Origin of the sequence: Bacillus sp. AFS059628 (assembly GCF_002571225.1) — a bacterium.
Taxonomy (GTDB): domain Bacteria; phylum Bacillota; class Bacilli; order Bacillales; family Bacillaceae_G; genus Bacillus_A.
In genome coordinates, this window is sequence record NZ_NVEC01000003.1 from 204351 (window position 1) to 223988 (window position 19638).

Below are 19638 nucleotides of genomic sequence, written 5' to 3' on the forward strand. Positions count from 1 at the left end.
CATGATGATTAAAGTAGCGTCTATTACAAAATTAGATAATGGTTCAATTGTAACGCCAAAAGGCTTTTCGGCAATCGGTACTGCAAATGGTTTGAAAAAAGACAAAAAGGATTTAGGTGTAATCATTTGTGAAGTGCCAGCATCATGTGCTGCCGTTTATACAACGAATCAAATACAAGCAGCTCCCCTGCAAGTAACGAAAGATAGTATAACAGCTGAGGGGAAATTGCAGGCAATTATCGTCAATAGTGGAAATGCAAATGCTTGTACAGGAATGAAAGGGTTACAAGATGCTTACGAGATGCGTGCATTAGGAGCGGAACATTTTGGAGTGAAAGAAAATTACGTTGCAGTTGCTTCAACAGGTGTAATTGGTGTTCCTTTACCGATGGATATCATCCGAAAGGGAATTGCAACTCTTATCCCGACGAAGGAAGAAAGTGAAGCTCATTCTTTTTCTGAAGCAATCTTAACGACGGATCTTATAACGAAAGAAACTTGCTATGAGATGATGATTGATGGGAAGAAAGTGACGATTGCTGGTGTTGCGAAAGGTTCAGGGATGATTCATCCAAATATGGCAACGATGCTAAGTTTTATTACGACAGACGCTCATATAGAGCATGACGTATTACAAACAGCATTATCACAAATCACGAATTATACATTCAATCAAATTACGGTAGATGGAGATACTTCTACGAATGATATGGTCATCGTTATGGCAAGTGGATTATCAGAAACGAAACCAATCAATATGGAACATGCAGATTGGGAAACTTTCATATTTGCTTTACAGAAGGTATGTGAAGATTTAGCGAAAAAAATCGCACAAGATGGTGAGGGCGCTACGAAGTTAATAGAAGTAAATGTGTTAGGAGCTCGAACGAATGAAGAAGCAAAGAAAATTGCAAAGCAAATAGTTGGTTCGAGTCTTGTGAAAACAGCAGTACATGGTGAAGATCCAAACTGGGGGCGAATTATTAGCAGTATTGGACAAAGTGAAGTCGCGATTAACCCAAATACAATTGATATTACACTTCAATCTATTGCGGTGCTGAAAAATAGCGAACCTCAAATGTTTTCTGAAGAGGAAATGAAAATGAAATTAAAAGAACATGAAATTATGATTAATGTGTATTTACATTTAGGAGAAGAGACAGGATCAGCTTGGGGCTGTGACCTAAGCTATGAATATGTGAAAATAAACGCTTGTTATCGTACATAAGGAGAGAGAAGATGAGCGATTATATTGTAGTGAAATGCGGCGGTAGTATGTTGGATCAACTAAATGATGTGTTTTTTGATTGCATAAAGAAATTGCAACAGAAGTATAAAGTAGTGATTGTCCATGGCGGTGGCCCAGAAATTGATGCTCAATTAAAAGATTGTAACATCAAAGTAGAAAAAAGAGATGGATTACGAGTAACACCAAAAGAAGTTATGGATATTGTTCAAATGGTGCTATGCGGAAGTACGAATAAAAAGTTTGTAATGAAGTTGCAAAGGCATAATTTACTTGCGGTAGGTTGCTCAGGGTGTGATGGCAAGTTACTTCAAGTTCAACCTGTCAGTGAGGAGATAGGATATGTGGGAGAAGTAAGGTATGTCGAAACGGCCTTACTAAAAGGATTAATAAATATGAATTATATTCCTGTTATTGCTCCGGTCGGCATAAATGATAATGAGATTTATAACATAAATGCAGATACCGCAGCAGCTGGAATTGCGGCCGCATTATCTGCAAAAGAACTCATTTTTATTACAGATGTAGATGGGGTATTACATGAAGGGAAGTTAGTAAAGAAAGCCAACGAATTTGAGATTGTTAATTTTATAGAAAACGGTGTTATTACTGGTGGGATGATTCCGAAAGTACAGGCGGCACTAGCATCATTAAAAATGGGAGTGCAAAAGGTTAGTATCGTAAATGGGACGAAGGATTTTACCGAGGTTACAGGTGAGTGTATCGGAACGACGGTAACGAGGGGCGTGAGTATTGCATGACAAGTCATCTTTTTCAAACGTATGGGAGAAGAAAGGTTGAGTTTGTAAAGGGAAAAGGAACGAAAGTCATTGATAATAACAGTAAGCAATATTTAGATTTTACATCAGGAATCGGTGTATGTAATTTAGGACATTGTCATCCTACGGTTATGAAAGCTGTACAAGAGCAACTGCATGAAATATGGCATATATCTAACCTATTTACAAACAGCTTACAAGAAGAAGTCGCGTCATTATTAACAGAAAATATAGCATTAGATTATGTGTTTTTCTGTAATAGCGGGGCAGAGGCGAATGAAGCAGCTTTGAAGTTAGCCCGTAAGCATACTGAAAAATCTCTCGTCGTAACATGCGAGCAGTCTTTTCACGGTAGAACATTCGGAACGATGAGTGCGACGGGGCAAAATAAAGTGAAAGAGGGATTTGGTCCATTACTTCCATCTTTTTTACATATTCCTTTTAACGATATTAAGGCGTTGAAAGAGGTAATGAATGAAGAAGTTGCGGCAGTAATGGTAGAAGTTGTTCAAGGTGAGGGAGGAGTAGTACCTGCTAATCTAGCCTTTTTGAAAGAGATTGAAACATTATGTAAGAAGTCCGGTTCCCTATTTATTATAGATGAAGTACAAACTGGAATTGGAAGAACTGGGACATTATTTGCTTACGAACAAATGGGAATACATCCTCATATCGTTACTACCGCTAAGGCGCTTGGAAATGGCATTCCAGTTGGAGCGATGATTGGCCGGAAGGAACTTGGAACATCGTTTCCTGCAGGATCACATGGTTCAACGTTTGGTGGGAATTATATTGCAATGGCTGCAGCGAAAGAAGTATTGCAAATAACTAAGAAGCCATCGTTTTTAAAAGAAGTAAAGGAAAAGGGCAAGTACGTATTACAGAAATTGCAAGAGGAATTACGACATGTCGAATGTATTCAAAATATACGTGGTAAGGGGCTTATGATTGGAATTGAGTGTACGCATGAGGTTTCAAGTTTTATAGAACAACTAGAGAAAGAAGGGCTTCTCGTATTACAAGCAGGACCTACTGTTATAAGACTATTACCACCACTTATTGTGACGAATGAAGAATTAGAACAGGCAGTATATATGATAAAAAAAGTAGTTTGTACAAAAAACGTATCAATTATATAAGGGGGAAGTTTCATGTCAACTGTACAAGTACCGAAATTAAATACGAAGGATCTTTTAACATTAGAAGAACTGACGCAAGAAGAAATTATTTCTTTAATTGAGTTCGCTATATATTTAAAAAAGAATAAGCAGGAGCCTTTATTACAGGGCAAAATATTAGGGCTTATCTTTGATAAACATTCAACTCGTACTCGCGTATCTTTTGAAGCGGGAATGGTACAACTCGGAGGACATGGTATGTTTTTAAGTGGGAAAGAGATGCAAATTGGAAGAGGAGAGAGCGTTTCAGATACTGCGAAAGTATTATCTCATTATATTGACGGGATCATGATACGTACATTCTCACATGCGGATGTAGAAGAGCTTGCGAAAGAATCGAGCATACCTGTAATTAACGGTTTAACGGACGATCATCATCCTTGTCAAGCATTGGCAGACTTAATGACAATATATGAAGAAAAAAATACATTTAAAGGAATAAAATTGGCTTACGTAGGTGACGGAAATAATGTATGTCATTCATTGTTGTTAGCAAGTGCGAAAGTCGGAATGCATATGACTGTTGCAACGCCTGTAGGATATGAACCGAATGAAGAGATTGTAAAAAAAGCGTTAGCGATTGCCGAGCAAACAGGAGCTGAAATTGAAATTTTGCATAACCCTGAACTAGCGGTGAATGAAGCAGATTTCATTTATACTGACGTTTGGATGAGCATGGGGCAAGAGGGCGAAGAAGAGAAATATACGTTGTTTCAACCATACCAAATCAATAAAGAACTTGTTAAGCATGCGAAACAAACATATCGTTTCTTACACTGTTTACCTGCTCATCGCGAAGAGGAAGTAACAGGAGAAATTATAGATGGACCAGAGTCTATCGTTTTTGAGCAAGCTGGTAATCGATTGCATGCGCAAAAAGCATTATTAGTAAGTTTATTTAAAAATGTAGAAGAGCTTTCTTAAATGATGTGCACCTCAAATTGTTAGACACGAATAACAATTTGAGGTGCACTTTTTATATTGAAATGTCATATGTATATTTAGTTAACCATTTCGATATCATTTATAATAAAAGAGAAATTGAAATTTGTTTTTCAGAGTATGTAAGGGCATACTACATATAAAAATATAGTTAAAGAGATGATGAGAGTGAAAACACCTAAGAAAACATATTCGTTTTTTCAGCGGATGTGGAGAATATTAAAGTTTCAATATTATAAGTTACTTCGATCACCAGAAGGTGCAAAGAAAGTATCATTAGGTTTTGCGATTGGTTTTGGCTTAGAGATGTTAGTTATATATACGGCATCGCTCGTATATATAATATTTTATCCAATCGTTCGATTAGCGAAGGGATCCTTTCCTGCTGCGGTTATTGGTAATATTATTGGGAAAATATCATTTTTACCGGTATTGTTATTTCCATTTGCTTATGCGTTAGGAAAAATGATTTATCCATTTCATGTGAAAAAAATACATCATGAACCATTTACAATGTCTGACTTGTTCTCAAGCCACATTTTTACGATGTTAAAGAGCTTGTTACAGAGTGAAGTGTATGTATTAATTGGAATGACGATTTTAGGAGTTGTGTTTGGTGTAGTTTCATATTTCGTGGTGCATTATTTATATGAAAAGAACCGTAAGTTACGTTTGAAGAACAGAAAGAAACGAGTGAGAGAACCACTTGTGCAAATATAAAGAGAGTCACACTCATTTTCTCCTTTGAATATGTTTAAGAAAAAGGGGGAGAGAATGAATGTATTATTACGTACCGCAAGTATATCCATATGTAAATTACTATCCGGTTTATGATATGAATAGACAATACGAATTATATCGGCAACAACAAGTACAGCAATTATCACAAATACCACAACAACAGCCTAAGCAAGAACAAAAACCATATTTAACGACATGGCCATATTCAAATGTATACTACGGTAATTATTACGAATCATAAAGCTGCTTCGATTTAGAAGCAGCTTTATGCGTTCGTTTTCAAAATTAAATTTTGAATGGTTTGAAGAGAGTGAATGAGTTTTTCACGTTCTTCCTCAGATAACGTTTGGAAATTTTCCTTTAATTTGTCTAAAATGAATTGTTGATATTGATTTACTAACAATTTCCCTTCAGTTGTTAGGGAAATTAAAATGACCCGTCGATCTTTTTCGCTATAATGACGCTCTATTAATTCTTCTTGAATCAGTTTGTTTAATAGAGGTGTCATGTTGGGCCTTGAAATCGCTAGCCGCTTGCCGATTTCGGAAACTGCTAATGTGCCATTTTCATGCAGAAGTAGTAATACTTGTGTATGTGATGGCGGCATATGTCTTTGGGAAGAAAATTCTCCAGGAAGCATAAATTTGCGATAAAAAAGAGGCACTAGCGAAAGAAGATGATCAACAATACGTTCCCACTCGCGTGATTCCATATAAAGGCCCCCTTCCACTCTCATTGTAACAAAAAAGACATGTTATAAAAATAGAATTGTTTCATGGAAATTTTAATATTTGTAGGCCAACACTTTTTTTGTAAATGAATCGGCAATAATCGTATAGCCTTTGTCATTCGGGTGTACTTGGTCAAAGAGTAATTCTTTCTTATCATTAGATATTAATTTGCGAATTGGTAAAACGATAGACGGCTGATTTGCTTTAGCAATGGAATAAACAGATTCATTCCAGCCATCTAAAAACATATCTGCATAACTCGCGATGGAATCATCGAGTTGTAACGGGTTATAGAGTTCAGAAAGAATGAGTAAAGCATCCGGATTTTGATCTCGAACTGTCTTTACAATATTTTTTACATCCGCTTCAAAATGAGCTTTTTCTTTATTTAACATTTTAATACCGTCTATAACACCAACATCACGATTTAAGCGAAATAAATTATTTCCGCCAATATTAATTGTAATGATATTTGCTGATCTAATTTTTTGCTTTACATCTTCTGATTGAACTTTTTTAGCGAGACGATCTGTTGTAAGGCCGTTTATCCCAAGGTTTTCTACTGTAATGGGTTTATGAATTTGTGCTTCTATTTGTTTAGAGGCTAATTCAGCAAATCCACCTTGTGTTGAACCATATCCTTTGGCGAGCGAATCACCTAGTACGAGATGATAAAAAGAATCGTTTGTTTGCTTATCAATCCAACTTGGAGTAGATGTTTTTTCTGTTTTTTCTTCGGGTTCATTTTGTTTTGTCTCATCGTTCTTTTCGAAATAAGAATAAGAAATGATTAGAAGGAGGAGACAAACAATTGTTAAGATGACTTTTTTCATAAATTCATCCTCCTTGTAATTGGTAATTGTATCATATTCAGCAGTATTAACAATGTAAGGGCATATTATATGTTTATGAAAAGTTTACAACAACTTTACAGAAAATTTGTAGAAGTATGTCAAAAAATATTGACGATATGAAAGTACATTATATATGATAATGTCAGATAAGGTGAAATTTTAATTAGTAGGGCTTTATTTCCCGATGAGTAAAATCTCACCAATCGAGCGTTTAAGAGGACTACTCATTAGCGCAGGATGAAATGAAAATCTTATCTCCAATAGAAGAAAAAAGGTATGTGATTAGAGACAGATTCATTTCATTATTTTTGGTAATTGTATAAGGGGGATTTTTTGTGAAAAAGTCAAAAAAAATGCTAGCTGGAGCAACTCTTGCTATTGGTGTTATAGCGCCGCAAGTATTGCCAGCAACAGCTCATGCGGATGAGCAAACTGGGGAGAGTACGGTTAACTTACGAATTCTAGAAACATCAGATATTCACGTTAATTTAATGAATTACGATTATTATCAAACGAAAACCGATAATAAAGTAGGTCTCGTACAAACAGCAACACTTGTTAATAAAGCACGTGAAGAAGCGAAGAACTCTGTCCTATTTGATGATGGGGATGCATTACAAGGGACACCGCTTGGAGATTATGTAGCCAATAAAATAAATGATCCGAAGAAGCCTGTGGATCCTAGTTATACACATCCATTGTATCGTTTAATGAATTTAATGAAGTATGACGTCATCTCTCTTGGGAATCATGAATTTAACTACGGTTTAGACTATTTAAACAAAGTAATTAGTAAAACGGAATTCCCGGTTATTAACTCGAACGTCTATAAAGATGATAAAGATAATAATGAAGAGAACGATCAAAATTACTTTAAACCATATCATGTTTTTGAAAAAGAAGTAGAAGATGAATCAGGTCAAAAGCAAAAAGTGAAAATTGGCGTAATGGGATTTGTTCCACCTCAAGTTATGAACTGGGATAAAGCAAATTTAGAAGGAAAAGTGAAAGCAAAAGATATAGTTGAAACAGCGAAAAAAATGGTGCCAAAAATGAAAGCAGAAGGTGCAGATGTTATCGTTGCACTAGCACATTCCGGTGTTGATAAGAGTGGATACAACGTTGGCATGGAAAATGCGTCGTATTATTTAACAGAAGTTCCTGGTGTAGATGCAGTATTAATGGGACATTCACATACGGAAGTGAAGGATGTATTTAATGGTGTTCCAGTTGTAATGCCTGGTGTCTTTGGAAGTAACTTAGGCATTATTGATATGCAATTGAAAAAAGTAAATGGAAAATGGGAAATACAAAAAGAGCAATCGAAGCCGCAACTTCGTCCGATTGCTGATAGTAAAGGAAACCCACTCGTACAATCTGATCAAAATTTAGTTGATGAAATTAAAGATGATCATCAAGCGACAATTGATTATGTGAATACAGCTGTAGGAAAAACGACAGCGCCAATTAATAGTTATTTCTCATTAGTACAAGATGATCCTTCTGTACAACTTGTGACAAATGCACAAAAATGGTATGTAGAAAAGTTATTTGCTGAAAATGGACAGTACAGCAAATATAAAGGAATTCCAGTTTTATCTGCAGGAGCACCATTTAAAGCAGGTGGCCGAAACGGTGCTACATATTATACGGATATTCCAGCTGGAACGTTAGCAATTAAAAACGTAGCAGATTTATATGTATATCCAAATACGTTATATGCTGTAAAAGTAAATGGGGCACAAGTGAAAGAATGGCTTGAAATGTCTGCAGGTCAGTTTAATCAAATCGATCCAAAGAAAACAGAAGAACAGCCGTTAGTAAATATAGGCTATCCTACATATAACTTCGATATTTTAGATGGCTTAAAATACGAAATTGATGTAACACAACCAGCGAAATACGATAAAGATGGAAAAGTTGTAAATGCAAATACGAATCGTATTGTAAATATGACATATGAAGGGAAGCCAGTAGCTGAAAATCAAGAGTTCATCGTCGCTACAAATAACTATCGCGGAAGCAGCCAAACGTTCCCGGGTGTAAGCAAAGGGGAAGTTGTATACCAATCACAAGATGAAACGCGTCAAATCATTGTGAAGTATATGCAAGAAACACCAGTTATTAATCCAGCAGCAGATAAAAATTGGCTGTTCAAACCGATTGTTGCCGATAAATTACATACAACATTCGATTCTTCACCAAATGCACAAAAGTATATAAAGAAAGATGGAAAAATATCATATGTTGGACCATCTGAAAATGAATTTGCTAAATATGCAATTGATATAACGAAGAAGAACGATGATGATAAGGAAACTGGTGGGGAGAACCCAACAACACCACCAACAGGTGAAGGAAATAATGGAGGAAATCCGACGACACCACCAACAGGTGAAGGGAATAACGGAGAGAACCCAACGACACCACCAAAAGATGAAGGTAATAATGCAGGATCTGGACAAACTACAACGGATAATCAAAACGCAAAAGAAACAACAACTGTAAGCGAAAAGAAAGAAGAACGTGATTTACCGAAAACAGGTACAAGTGTTGTTTCTACAATTGGAGCAGGTTTGGCGTTTGTTGGAGCAGGATTACTTCTGTTATTTAGAAGAAAGAAAGCAAATAGATAGTCAAGAAATATAAAAAGGATTACCGATTCAGGTAATCCTTTTTAGTATATTATGAAAGTGTTACAGCTTTTTCTTTCTTCCATGAAAGGCCAAATCCAGTGAAACCAACAATAATTGTTAAGACTGGGCAAGCTAAACAGAAAATTGCGAATGGAAGGTAATCAAATGTCGGAACGCCAAGGACGTTCGATAAGAATACACCACTTACTCCCCATGGTACGAGCGGATTAATAACTGTACCTGCATCTTCTAGTACTCGTGATAAATTCCGACGTTCTAAACCGACTTCATCGTATTTATTAGCAAATGCTTGTCCTGTTAAAACGATGGATAAGTATTGCTCACCAAGTAAGAAGTTTACACCAATTGCAGTTGAAGCAGTAGAAATAATTAAGCGTGTACTATTTTTTACGAAGCTAGAGATGATATTCATCAGCTGCGCGATAATACCCATTCCTTGTAATAATCCTCCCATACAAAGAGCTAGGAAAATAAGCGCAATCGACATCATCATACTTTGTAGACCACCGCGAGATAGTAAGCTATCAATGTCTTTAATACCAGTTTTAGAAACATAGCCGTCTTGCATAATTTTCATTAAATCAGCTAAAGAAGTGCTAGGTTTAAAAATAAAGAGAATAATAATTCCTACCACGATTCCTGCAAGCAATGTTGGAACTGCTGGAACTTTTTTAAATGCGAATAGGAACAGTAATAAAATTGGGATTAGTGTAACGATAGAAATCGTTGTATTTTTCTCTAATGTACTAATAAAGTTTGTGAAGTCAACGTCTCCGCTAGTGCCGCCTCCTAAAATGAAAAATGCGATAAAAGCAATAATGAAGGCTGGAACTGTTGTCCAAAGCATGTTACGAATGTGCTCAAATAAATCTACACCCGTTACAGCAGGAGCTAAGTTTGTTGTATCAGATAAAGGAGACATTTTATCTCCAAAGAACGCACCAGAAATAATTGCACCAGCAATTAGAGCCGGATCGTATCCGAGAGCACTACCCATGCCCATAAAGGCAAGTCCTACAGTTGCAGCAGTTGTAAAGGCACTACCGATACTCGTTCCAACAATTGCACAAACAACGAAAACAGTTGGAATGAAAATTTTAGGAGATACAAGTTGGAAGCCGTATACCATTAAAGTTGGGATTGTTCCAGCGGCGATCCAAACACTAATTAATACGCCTACAAGTAAGAAAATAAAAATAGATGGAATACCAGCTGAAATACTACTAATCATCCCTTTTTCCATCGTAGACCAATCAATTTTTTTCATAAATCCAAATGCTAATAAAAGAACGATGCCAAATAAAATTGGGATGTGTGGTGAAACTTCTAGTTGAATAACACTAAAGCCAATACAGAAAAAGATAAATACTGTTAAAAGAACAGATTCAATTTTTGAAACCATTGTTTTCCCCTCCTAAGTAATCTAAAATAGCTCTTTTTTATATAAAATTCGCCAATATTGTTTATTTCCTTCTAAAATTTAGAATTTTGTGACAAATTACCGGTAATTATTGGTTTTTCAATATGATACGGAAATGATTGGATAAAAAAACGTCCCTGCATATAATTATGCAGGGACGAAGAAATCGCGGTACCACCCTAGCTTGTGAAATGAATGTATCACAAAATAAAGGGTCGTATGATATGCGCTAATAAAATAAAAACGCCCCTGCAATATATGCAGGGACGAAAAATTCGCGGTACCACCCTAAATTGTGAAACAGTATCGTTTCACCACTCTTTAGATATAACGGTCTATAACCGTCTTTCACTACTCCTTACGTTTCGCAAAAGAAGCTCCAGGGGGTAATTCATAATTCGCTCTGTACTGGTTCGCACCGACCACCAGCTCTCTGAAATCAGAAATCGAAATACTACTAAATCCTATCAATGCCGATTCATATGATGTTAGTTAAATTTTTATCATATATTCGTCTTACATGTCAATAAAAATATTCAATAATTTTTTAGGGGAATAAAGGAGAACAATTTTAATCCTGTGAAAATGTGCGTTATAATGAATTTGAAAGGGGAGGAAAGAGTGAAGAAAAAAATAATTCTTTTTACCACTTTACTAGTCATTGGCGGAAGTGCTGGAATTTACACGGCTTTTGCAGCTGAATCAGAGCAGGCGAAGCAAAAGCAAGTACAGCAGTCAGAAGTGAAGAAATCGAAAGAAGCTAAAGAGAAGAAGTCGATGGAAAAAGCAGCTGAGAAACTAGGGGTTTCTACGAAAGGGAAAACAAAAGAAGAGGTTGCGAAAGAAGTAAATACCGCAAGATTTGAGAAGCGCCATGATCTGTTGATTGAACATGCAAAACAACTTGGAATTGAAACAGAAGGAAAAAAGATGAAGAGATTATTTTAGAAATCGGAAAGATACAACATGGAAAGTAGAACAACTTATCTTATGATAAGTTGTTCTTTTTTAAGAACTACTTGATTTAAAAATAATTGACAATCATTTATTTTTAATGTTAACTATATTTATAAACTAGTTAACATTAGGGGTGACAATTGTGACTTTTAGTAAGAGTACGACTGACAAACCATCATATACATATGAAGAGTTATCGGAGAAAAATAAAACCTATGTATGGCATCCGTTTACACAAATGAAGGATTATTTAGAAGAAGATCCTGTCATTATTGAACGGGGAGAGGGAAGAAAGCTATACGATGTAAATGGAAATGAATATTGGGATGGTGTTTCGTCTATTTGGTTAAATGTTCATGGACATCAAGTACCGGAACTAGATGAGGCAATTCGTAAACAATTAAATAAAATTGCCCATTCTACTATGCTAGGACTTGCTAACGTTCCATCTATTTTATTAGCGGAAAAAATAATTGAAGTTGTACCAGAAGGTTTGAAGAAAGTATTTTATTCAGACTCTGGTTCTAGCGCCGTTGAAATTGCAATTAAGATAGCTTTTCAATATTGGCAGCATAAAGGGAAAGCGAAGAAACAAAGATTTGTTACATTAAAAGAAGCGTATCATGGCGACACAATTGGAGCTGTTTCAGTAGGAGCAATAGACTTGTTTCACCAAGTGTATAGTTCACTTTTATTTGAGGCAATTAAAATGCCTTATCCATATACATATCGTTCTCCTTATGGAAATGATAAGGAGGAAATTGTAAAAAAACATTTAGAAGAAATGGAAGAGATGCTAAAAGATAAACATGAAGAAATTGCGGCGCTTATTGTAGAACCTTTAATGCAAGGTGCTGGCGGTATGATTACAATGCCAAAAGGATACTTAAAAGGGCTACGTAATTTATGTACGAAATATAATGTTTTATTTATTACAGATGAGGTAGCGACTGGATTCGGGCGTACTGGAAAAATGTTTGCATGTGAACATGAAAATGTAACGCCGGATATTTTAACAGCGGGAAAAGGTTTAACGGGCGGATATTTACCAGTTGCAATTACTGTAACGACAGATGAAATTTATAATGCCTTTTTAGGAGGCTATGAAGAACAAAAAACGTTTTTCCACGGACATAGTTATACAGGGAATCCGTTAGGGTGTGCGGTAGCAATTGCGAATCTAGAACTATATGAGAAAACAAATTTAATAGAAGAAGTAGCACGTAAAACAAAATATGTGGCGACGCAATTAGAAGAACTTTTTGCATATAAACATGTAGGGGATATTCGTCAATGCGGATTAATGATTGGAATTGAACTTGTGAAGAATAAGGAAACGAAAGAAGCGTTTGAATGGACAGAGAGGATCGGTGTTCAAGTATGTAAACGCTCAAGAGAGCTAGGTATGATCTTGCGACCGCTCGGTAATACGATTGTATTTATGCCTCCTCTTGCTTCTACAATTGAGGAGATTGATGATATGTTACGCATTTTGTATAAAGCAATCTCGGATGTTACGGAGGGAGAATAATGAGCGGTTTTTTTATAACAGCAACGGATACTGAAGTAGGGAAAACTATAGTTGCCGGTGCATTAGCAGGTGTATTTAGAGAATTGGGATATAACATCGGGGTATATAAACCGTTGCAAAGTGGACATGTTGCATCAAATCCAGAGGGAGATGCAGCAAGGCTAAAAGCATTAGCAGGTGTACCGACAAAAGAAGATGAAATTTGCCCTTATTCTATTGAAGAGCCGCTTGCCCCGAGACTTGCCATGAAAAGAGCTGGAAGAGTAGTACATGTAAAGGACATTATTCATCACTATAATGAACGATTGAAAGAGTTTAATAGTTTACTTGTAGAAGGAGCAGGTGGATTAGCTGTTCCGTATACAGAGGACGCTTTAGTAATTGATTTCGCAAAAGAATTACAGCTTCCACTTATTGTAGTGGCACGCCCTACATTAGGGACAGTAAATCATACAGTTTTAACGATTGCTTATGCAAAGGCACATGGTTTAACAGTAGCAGGTGTAATTTTATCTGGCTGCAAAGAATGTGAAATGGAAAGAGTGCAAGAAAATAAAGAAATGATTGAAGAGCTAAGTGGGGTACCGGTTTTAGGTTTATTACCATTCTTTGAAGGTGAGTTTACAAAAGAAGAAGTCTTGGAATCTGCTAAAGAATATATAATGATTTCAAAATTAGAGGAGCTTATCAGAAATGAATCAAACGTGGCGCACACATCTTCAATCTAAATTGCAACAATTAAATGAGCGAGGGCAGTATCGCAGTTTGCATGTAACAGAACAAGCAGAAGAGACATGGCTTATTCGAGATGAGAAAAGGATGCTAAATTTAGCATCAAATAATTATTTAGGATTAGCTGGTGATGAAAGGTTAAAAGAAGCTGCTATTGCATGCACAAGAAAATATGGAGCTGGGGCGACGGCATCAAGGCTTGTTGTAGGAAATTATTCACTGTATGAAGAGGTTGAGAGAAGTATATGCGATTGGAAAGGCACTGAAAAAGCCTTAGTTGTAAGTAGTGGATATACCGCAAATGTTGGAGTGATTTCTTCATTAGCGAGTCGTCACGATATTGTGTTTAGTGACAAATTAAATCATGCAAGTATCGTTGATGGAATTATATTGAGCGGGGCAGAGCATAAAAGGTATCGTCATAACAATTTAAATCATCTGGAGACGTTGTTAAAAACAGCATCTTCTGAAAAGCGGAAATTAATCGTAACAGATACTGTTTTTAGTATGGATGGTGATACTGCGTATTTGAGGGAGTTAGTGGAGTTGAAAGAGAAATACGGGGCAATCATTATAGTTGATGAAGCACATGCGAGTGGAATATATGGAATCGGCGGAGCTGGATTATCTCATATAGAAGAAGATCTTGCTCAAAAAATAGATATACATATGGGGACGTTTAGTAAGGCTTTAGGGTGTTATGGTGCGTATTTGACAGGCGATGCAATTTATATAGAGTATTTACACAATATGATGAGAAGTTTTATTTTTACTACTGCATTACCGCCAGGAACATTAGGAGCGGTACAAAAAGCAATTGAAATTGTAAAAGAAGATAATGAAAGAAGAGAGAGGCTTATAGAGAATGGAGCATATTTCAGAAACCATTTACGAGAAGCTGGTTTTGATATAGGAAATAGCTCAACTCATATTGTACCGATCGTAGTAGGTTCAAATGAAACAGCTTTACGGTTTAGTAAAAGGTTGCAACAGATAGGAATTGCTGCAATTGCAATTCGTCCACCAACGGTTCCAGTTAATAGTTCACGGGTCCGTTTTGCAGTTACGTCCCAACATACAATAGCTGATTTGAACTGGGCTATTCAGCATATTATACGCATTGGTAAAGAAGAGGGGTTTTTAGTATGAAAGAGCTAAAGATTATTTTTATTCCTGGGTGGGGAATGGAAGAAAATATTTGGACTTTAGTTCTGCCGTATTTTAAAGGATATTCTGTTCAATGTATCAATTGGCGTAATGTGAAAGAACAAAGTGAATTTTCAGGGCGAATAATAGATGTAGCAAAGGATGAAAATGTAATTTTAGTGGGATGGTCACTAGGGGCGTTAGCGGCAGTTCAAGCTTATAAAAAGGTTAATGCAAAAGGTATCGTATTAATTGGTGGTACTGCCAAATTTACAAATACGTGCAACTATACGAGTGGATGGAATGCTTTGCATGTAGAACGGCTGAAAAAGAATTTGGCGAGAAAGAAAGAAGACACGCTCAAGCGGTTTTATGAAAATATGTTTACGAAAGATGAGCTGAAAGAGAATAAAAGGTTTGAAGATATGATAAAACACTTTAAAGGTGATTCTATTCAGTCTTTACAATTAGGTTTAGATTATTTAATAGAAACAGATATGAGAGAAGAATTGAAAGAAATAAAAGTACCTCTACTGCTTATTCATGGAGAGCAGGATGTAATATGTCCATTGTCTGCAGCGCGTAGTATGGCTGAGAATGAGACTGCTACGCTCAAGGTAGTAAACGAGGCTGGGCACGCATTATGTGTAATGAATTTTGAATATTGTGTAAATGAGATAATTCAATTTGTAGAGGGGATACGACATGATCAACAAAACGTTACTACAAAAACGGTTTAATGTGGCAGCTGTATCCTACGATCAATATGCAAATGTACAAAAAAAGATGGCACATTCATTACTTTCTACATTGAATCAGCGATATAGTGTAAATGCATCGATACGTATTTTAGAACTTGGATGCGGGACAGGATATGTTACAGAGCAATTATCAAACTTATTTCCGAAAGCACATATTACAGCTATTGATTTTGCTGAAAGTATGATTGCAGTTGCGAAAACTAGACAAAATGTAAACAATGTAACATTTTACTGTCAGGATATCGAAAGATTACGACTAGAAGAAACGTATGATGTCATTATTTCAAATGCCACATTTCAATGGCTAAATGATTTAAAACAAGTGATAGGAAATTTATTTCATCATTTGTCTATAGATGGAATATTACTTTTTTCAACGTTTGGACAGGAAACATTTCAAGAATTGCATGCTTCGTTCCAGCGAGCGAAAGAAGAAAAAAATATACAAAATGAAACATCGATTGGGCAACGTTTTTATTCGAAAAATCAGTTGCGCCATATATGTGAGATAGAAACAGGGGATGTACATGTTTCTGAAACATGTTACATAGAGAGATTTACAGAAGTTAGGGAGTTTCTACATTCTATTCGTAAAGTAGGAGCGACCAATAGTAATGAAGAATCATATTGTCAAAGTCCCTCACTCTTTCGTACGATGCTTCGTATATACGAAAGGGACTTCACGGAAAATGAAGGGATAATGGCAACGTATCATGCTTTATTTGTGCATATAACAAAAGAGGGGAAGAGATGAAATGAAACAAGTACAAACAAAAAGGGATTGGAAAAAACTTGCATACGACGTAGTAGAAGAGAAAATGATTACAAAAGAAGATGCAATAGCGATATTAGAGGCTGACGATACAGAGATTTTAGAAATTATGAATGCAGCTTACATCATTCGCCATCATCACTTTGGTAAGAAAGTAAAATTAAATATGATTATCAATACAAAGTCTGGATTATGCCCTGAAGATTGCGGATATTGTTCACAGTCTATTATTTCAAAAGCGCCGATTGATAAATATGCATGGCTAACGCAGGAAAAGATTGTAGAAGGAGCACACGAAGCGATTCGCCGCAAAGCGGGTACATATTGTATTGTAGCATCTGGTCGTCGTCCGACGGATAAAGAGGTGAATCACGTAATTGGAGCAGTTAAGGAGATTCGTGAAACGACAGATTTAAAGATTTGTTGTTGTTTAGGTTTCTTAAACGAAGATCAAGCAGGACGTTTAGCGGAGGCGGGTGTACATCGTTATAATCACAACTTAAATACACATGCGAATAATTACGAAAGCATTTGCTCCACTCATACGTATGATGATCGTGTTGATACAGTTCAAAAAGCGAAACAAGCGGGGATTTCACCATGCTCAGGAGCGATTTTTGGAATGGGAGAGACAATAGAAGAGCGTGCTGAAATTGCATTCGAATTACAACGTATAGATGCAGATTCAATTCCATGTAATTTCCTTGTTGCTGTAAAGGGTACGCCGCTTGAAGGGCAAAAGGAGTTAACACCAGTAGAATGTTTAAAAGTGCTGGCGATGATGCGCTTTGTAAACCCAACGAAAGAAATTCGCATTTCAGGAGGGCGTGAAATTAATTTACGTTCTGTACAGCCAATCGGTTTATTTGCAGCGAACTCTATTTTTGTTGGAGACTACTTAACGACAGCTGGACAAGAACCGACTGCAGACTGGGGTATGATTGAAGATTTAGGGTTTGAGATTGAGGAATGTGCATTATAAGATAGAAAAAAGCAAACTTGTAAAAGAGTTTGCTTTTTTTGTAAATAAAATGTAATAAATAATTGTGAACGCTTGGTACTATTGGCTTTTGAGCGAAAAAAAGAATTTTGGTGGACGAATTTTCCAAGCCTCAATTGTACATAGTAAATATGTAATTTATATTGGGTTGGAGGATTTTACATGCACAAATATATATTAGCGATTATGACTTGTCTAATTTTACTAAAAGCGATAAGTACTGATCCAGTTAAGGCCGCCGAAAATCCTGAGCAAAAAGAGATGCAACAACGAATTGAACAACATTTTCGAACGAAAGCTGAACATTTTGGATTGAAAACAGAAGGGAAAGATTTAAAGGAAGTACGAAAAGAAATTACTATTATAGAAGAAGCGAAGAAAAGAGAGAATGTATGGAAAACAGCACAAACGCTTCGTATACAAACAGAAGGAAAAACAATGGATGAATTAATAAAAGATGTACGGAAAAAAGTAAAGAAATAAAAAAGAGGCCGCAGCCTCTTTTTTTATGCCCATTGTTTTGATAAGTGAGCCATTTCAATTGCAGCAACGGCGGATTCATAGCCTTTATTACCAGCTTTCGTGCCTGCGCGTTCAATCGCTTGCTCGATTGTTTCAGTCGTTAATACACCGAAAATAACGGGAATGTCTGTTTGTAATGATAAAGATGCAACACCTTTTGCCACTTCATTACAAACGTAATCGTAATGTGTTGTAGCACCACGAATGACAGTGCCTAACGTAATAACAGCATCATACTTCCCGCTATTAGCCATCTTTTTAGCGATTAAAGGAATTTCAAATGCACCAGGAACCCAAGCAACATCGATATCAGCTTCTTCTACACCGTGACGCTTTAATCCATCTAAAGCTCCGCCAAGTAACTTACTTGTAATAAACTCATTAAAACGTCCAACAACAACCCCAACTTTTAATCCTGTACCAACTAAATGACCTTCAAATACCATAATAAATCTCTCCTTTAATTATAAGTTTAGTAAATGTCCTAATTTGTTTACTTTCGTTTGTAAATACGTTTTATTCTCTTCTTTTGTTGGCATTTGTAACGGGACACGCTCGATTACTTCTAAATCGTACCCTTGTAAGCCAGCAATTTTTCGAGGGTTATTCGTTAATAATCGTAAATGTTGTAAACCTAAATCTTTTAAAATTTGAGCGCCAATACCGTAATCACGCAAATCAGCTGGGAAGCCAAGCTTTTCATTTGCTTCTACAGTATCGAAGCCTTCTTCTTGTAACTTATAGGCGCGAAGCTTATTCAGAAGTCCAATGCCTCGTCCTTCTTGTCTCATATATAGAAGAACACCTTTTCCTTCACGCTCAATTTGAGCAAGCGCAGCATGGAGTTGTGGTCCGCAATCACATCGACACGAGCCAAATACATCTCCTGTTAAGCACTCTGAATGAACGCGTACAAGTACAGGCTCTCCTGTTGAAATATCACCTTTTACGAGTGCGATATGCTCTTTCGCATCTAATGAATTGGAATAGCCAATCGCATGGAAAGTACCGAAATCTGTAGGTAATGTAATTTCCACTTCTCGCGTCACTAATGTTTCATGGTGGCGGCGATAAGCAATTAAATCTTCTATTGTAATCATTTTTATATCAAATTGTTTTGCGCACTGTAGTAAATCAGGTACGCGTGCCATCGTACCGTCCTCATTAATAATTTCGCAAATGACGCCAGCTGGTTCTGCTCCGCAAAGCTGTGCTAAATCGACAGCAGCTTCTGTATGACCAGCACGGCGTAGGACACCGCCTTCTTTCGCAATTAATGGAAAGATATGTCCCGGACGATTGAAATCAGCACCTTTTGATGCAGGATTTAACAATTCTTTTATTGTAGTTGCACGTTCGTGGGCACTAATCCCAGTTGTTGTAGAAACATGATCAATGCTCACTGTAAATGCAGTGTGATGCGAATCTGTATTATGAGCTACCATTGGTTCTAATTGTAGACGTTCTGCGTATCCTTCCGTAATCGGTACACAAACGAGGCCGCGCCCATGTGTAATCATAAAGTTAATTGTTTCTGGCGTAATATACTCTGCTAAAGCGATAAAGTCGCCTTCGTTTTCGCGGTTTTCATCATCACATACGATAACGACTTTTCCTTGTTTTAAATCTTCTAGAGCTTCTTCAATACGATGAAACATCATGCTTCCCC

19 protein-coding genes, 1 pseudogene and 1 other annotated feature are annotated in these 19638 nt (G+C 36.5%); of the genes and pseudogenes, 15 read left to right on the plus strand and 5 right to left on the minus strand.

The annotated features are described in order from the left end of the window. The first annotated feature begins 4 nt into the window (after positions 1 to 4). The 6 genes from argJ to COL05_RS01970 all read left to right on the plus strand — a co-directional run bounded on the left by argJ (position 5) and on the right by COL05_RS01970 (position 5127). Positions 5 to 1228 carry a bifunctional glutamate N-acetyltransferase/amino-acid acetyltransferase ArgJ gene (argJ, locus tag COL05_RS01945; protein ID WP_142337317.1) on the plus strand — a complete coding sequence of 408 codons (1224 nt, stop codon included), beginning with the start codon at positions 5 to 7 and terminating at the stop codon, positions 1226 to 1228. An 11-nt stretch (positions 1229 to 1239) separates the two neighbouring features. Beyond that, positions 1240 to 2007, plus strand: coding sequence for an acetylglutamate kinase (gene argB / locus COL05_RS01950; RefSeq protein ID WP_098667376.1), 768 nt, complete (start codon positions 1240 to 1242; stop codon positions 2005 to 2007). Next, positions 2004 to 3164, plus strand: a complete 1161-nt coding sequence (locus COL05_RS01955) for an acetylornithine transaminase (protein WP_098667377.1) — start codon at positions 2004 to 2006, stop codon at positions 3162 to 3164. The genes argB and COL05_RS01955 overlap by 4 nt, the downstream gene beginning before the upstream one ends. Before the next feature lie 12 nt (positions 3165 to 3176). After that, the gene (argF, locus tag COL05_RS01960; RefSeq protein ID WP_098667378.1) at positions 3177 to 4127 is read left to right on the plus strand and encodes an ornithine carbamoyltransferase; all 951 of its coding nucleotides are present in this window, start codon (positions 3177 to 3179) and stop codon (positions 4125 to 4127) included. 177 nt (positions 4128 to 4304) lie between these two features. Beyond that, on the plus strand, positions 4305 to 4865 hold the full coding sequence (locus tag COL05_RS01965; RefSeq protein WP_098667379.1) for a DUF2062 domain-containing protein: 561 nt from the start codon (positions 4305 to 4307) through the stop codon (positions 4863 to 4865). Between the two features lie 58 nt (positions 4866 to 4923). Next, positions 4924 to 5127 carry a hypothetical protein gene (locus COL05_RS01970; RefSeq protein WP_098667380.1) on the plus strand — a complete coding sequence of 68 codons (204 nt, stop codon included), beginning with the start codon at positions 4924 to 4926 and terminating at the stop codon, positions 5125 to 5127. A gap of 24 nt (positions 5128 to 5151) precedes the next feature. Here COL05_RS01970 and COL05_RS01975 read toward each other — a convergent pair whose 3' ends face one another. Beyond that, entirely contained in the window at positions 5152 to 5598 is a 447-nt protein-coding gene (locus COL05_RS01975) for a MarR family winged helix-turn-helix transcriptional regulator (RefSeq protein ID WP_000445823.1), read from the minus strand. Positions 5599 to 5670: 72 nt separating this feature from the next. Beyond that, positions 5671 to 6450, minus strand: a complete 780-nt coding sequence (locus COL05_RS01980) for a GDSL-type esterase/lipase family protein (RefSeq protein WP_098667381.1) — start codon at positions 6448 to 6450, stop codon at positions 5671 to 5673. A gap of 356 nt (positions 6451 to 6806) precedes the next feature. Between COL05_RS01980 and cpdB the strand changes: the two genes are divergently transcribed. Continuing rightward, positions 6807 to 9107, plus strand: a complete 2301-nt coding sequence (gene cpdB / locus COL05_RS01985; protein ID WP_098667382.1) for a bifunctional 2',3'-cyclic-nucleotide 2'-phosphodiesterase/3'-nucleotidase — start codon at positions 6807 to 6809, stop codon at positions 9105 to 9107. Between the two features lie 49 nt (positions 9108 to 9156). Here cpdB and nhaC read toward each other — a convergent pair whose 3' ends face one another. Beyond that, positions 9157 to 10530 (minus strand): Na+/H+ antiporter NhaC, encoded by a 1374-nt coding sequence (nhaC, locus tag COL05_RS01990; protein WP_098667383.1) that lies wholly within the window; start codon positions 10528 to 10530, stop codon positions 9157 to 9159. A gap of 277 nt (positions 10531 to 10807) precedes the next feature. Further along, positions 10808 to 11028, minus strand: a binding site (T-box leader). Between the two features lie 141 nt (positions 11029 to 11169). On the opposite strand from nhaC, the pseudogene COL05_RS02000 reads away from it, so the two are divergent. The 8 genes and pseudogenes from COL05_RS02000 to COL05_RS02035 all read left to right on the plus strand — a co-directional run bounded on the left by COL05_RS02000 (position 11170) and on the right by COL05_RS02035 (position 17930). Beyond that, positions 11170 to 11525: pseudogene (locus tag COL05_RS02000) on the plus strand (hypothetical protein). 122 nt (positions 11526 to 11647) lie between these two features. Next, positions 11648 to 13036: an adenosylmethionine--8-amino-7-oxononanoate transaminase gene (gene bioA / locus COL05_RS02005; protein ID WP_098667385.1), complete on the plus strand. Its 1389-nt coding sequence runs from the start codon at positions 11648 to 11650 to the stop codon at positions 13034 to 13036. Further along, entirely contained in the window at positions 13036 to 13764 is a 729-nt protein-coding gene (gene bioD, locus COL05_RS02010; RefSeq protein WP_098667386.1) for an ATP-dependent dethiobiotin synthetase BioD, read from the plus strand. Before bioA ends, bioD begins: the two co-directional genes overlap by 1 nt. Beyond that, positions 13730 to 14917, plus strand: a complete 1188-nt coding sequence (bioF, locus tag COL05_RS02015; protein ID WP_098667387.1) for an 8-amino-7-oxononanoate synthase — start codon at positions 13730 to 13732, stop codon at positions 14915 to 14917. Before bioD ends, bioF begins: the two co-directional genes overlap by 35 nt. Next, entirely contained in the window at positions 14914 to 15654 is a 741-nt protein-coding gene (locus tag COL05_RS02020; RefSeq protein ID WP_098667388.1) for an alpha/beta fold hydrolase, read from the plus strand. Before bioF ends, COL05_RS02020 begins: the two co-directional genes overlap by 4 nt. Then, positions 15620 to 16429 carry a malonyl-ACP O-methyltransferase BioC gene (gene bioC / locus COL05_RS02025; RefSeq protein WP_098667389.1) on the plus strand — a complete coding sequence of 270 codons (810 nt, stop codon included), beginning with the start codon at positions 15620 to 15622 and terminating at the stop codon, positions 16427 to 16429. Before COL05_RS02020 ends, bioC begins: the two co-directional genes overlap by 35 nt. A gap of 1 nt (position 16430) precedes the next feature. Beyond that, positions 16431 to 17429: a biotin synthase gene (bioB, locus tag COL05_RS02030; protein WP_098667390.1), complete on the plus strand. Its 999-nt coding sequence runs from the start codon at positions 16431 to 16433 to the stop codon at positions 17427 to 17429. Positions 17430 to 17609: 180 nt separating this feature from the next. Further along, positions 17610 to 17930, plus strand: a complete 321-nt coding sequence (locus COL05_RS02035; RefSeq protein WP_098667391.1) for a hypothetical protein — start codon at positions 17610 to 17612, stop codon at positions 17928 to 17930. Positions 17931 to 17953: 23 nt separating this feature from the next. Here COL05_RS02035 and ribH read toward each other — a convergent pair whose 3' ends face one another. Together ribH and ribBA are read right to left on the minus strand one after the other, a co-directional pair. Then, entirely contained in the window at positions 17954 to 18415 is a 462-nt protein-coding gene (ribH, locus tag COL05_RS02040) for a 6,7-dimethyl-8-ribityllumazine synthase (RefSeq protein WP_000230889.1), read from the minus strand. Between the two features lie 18 nt (positions 18416 to 18433). Then, positions 18434 to 19627 carry a bifunctional 3,4-dihydroxy-2-butanone 4-phosphate synthase/GTP cyclohydrolase II gene (ribBA, locus tag COL05_RS02045; RefSeq protein WP_098667392.1) on the minus strand — a complete coding sequence of 398 codons (1194 nt, stop codon included), beginning with the start codon at positions 19625 to 19627 and terminating at the stop codon, positions 18434 to 18436. Positions 19628 to 19638: the final 11 nt, after the last annotated feature.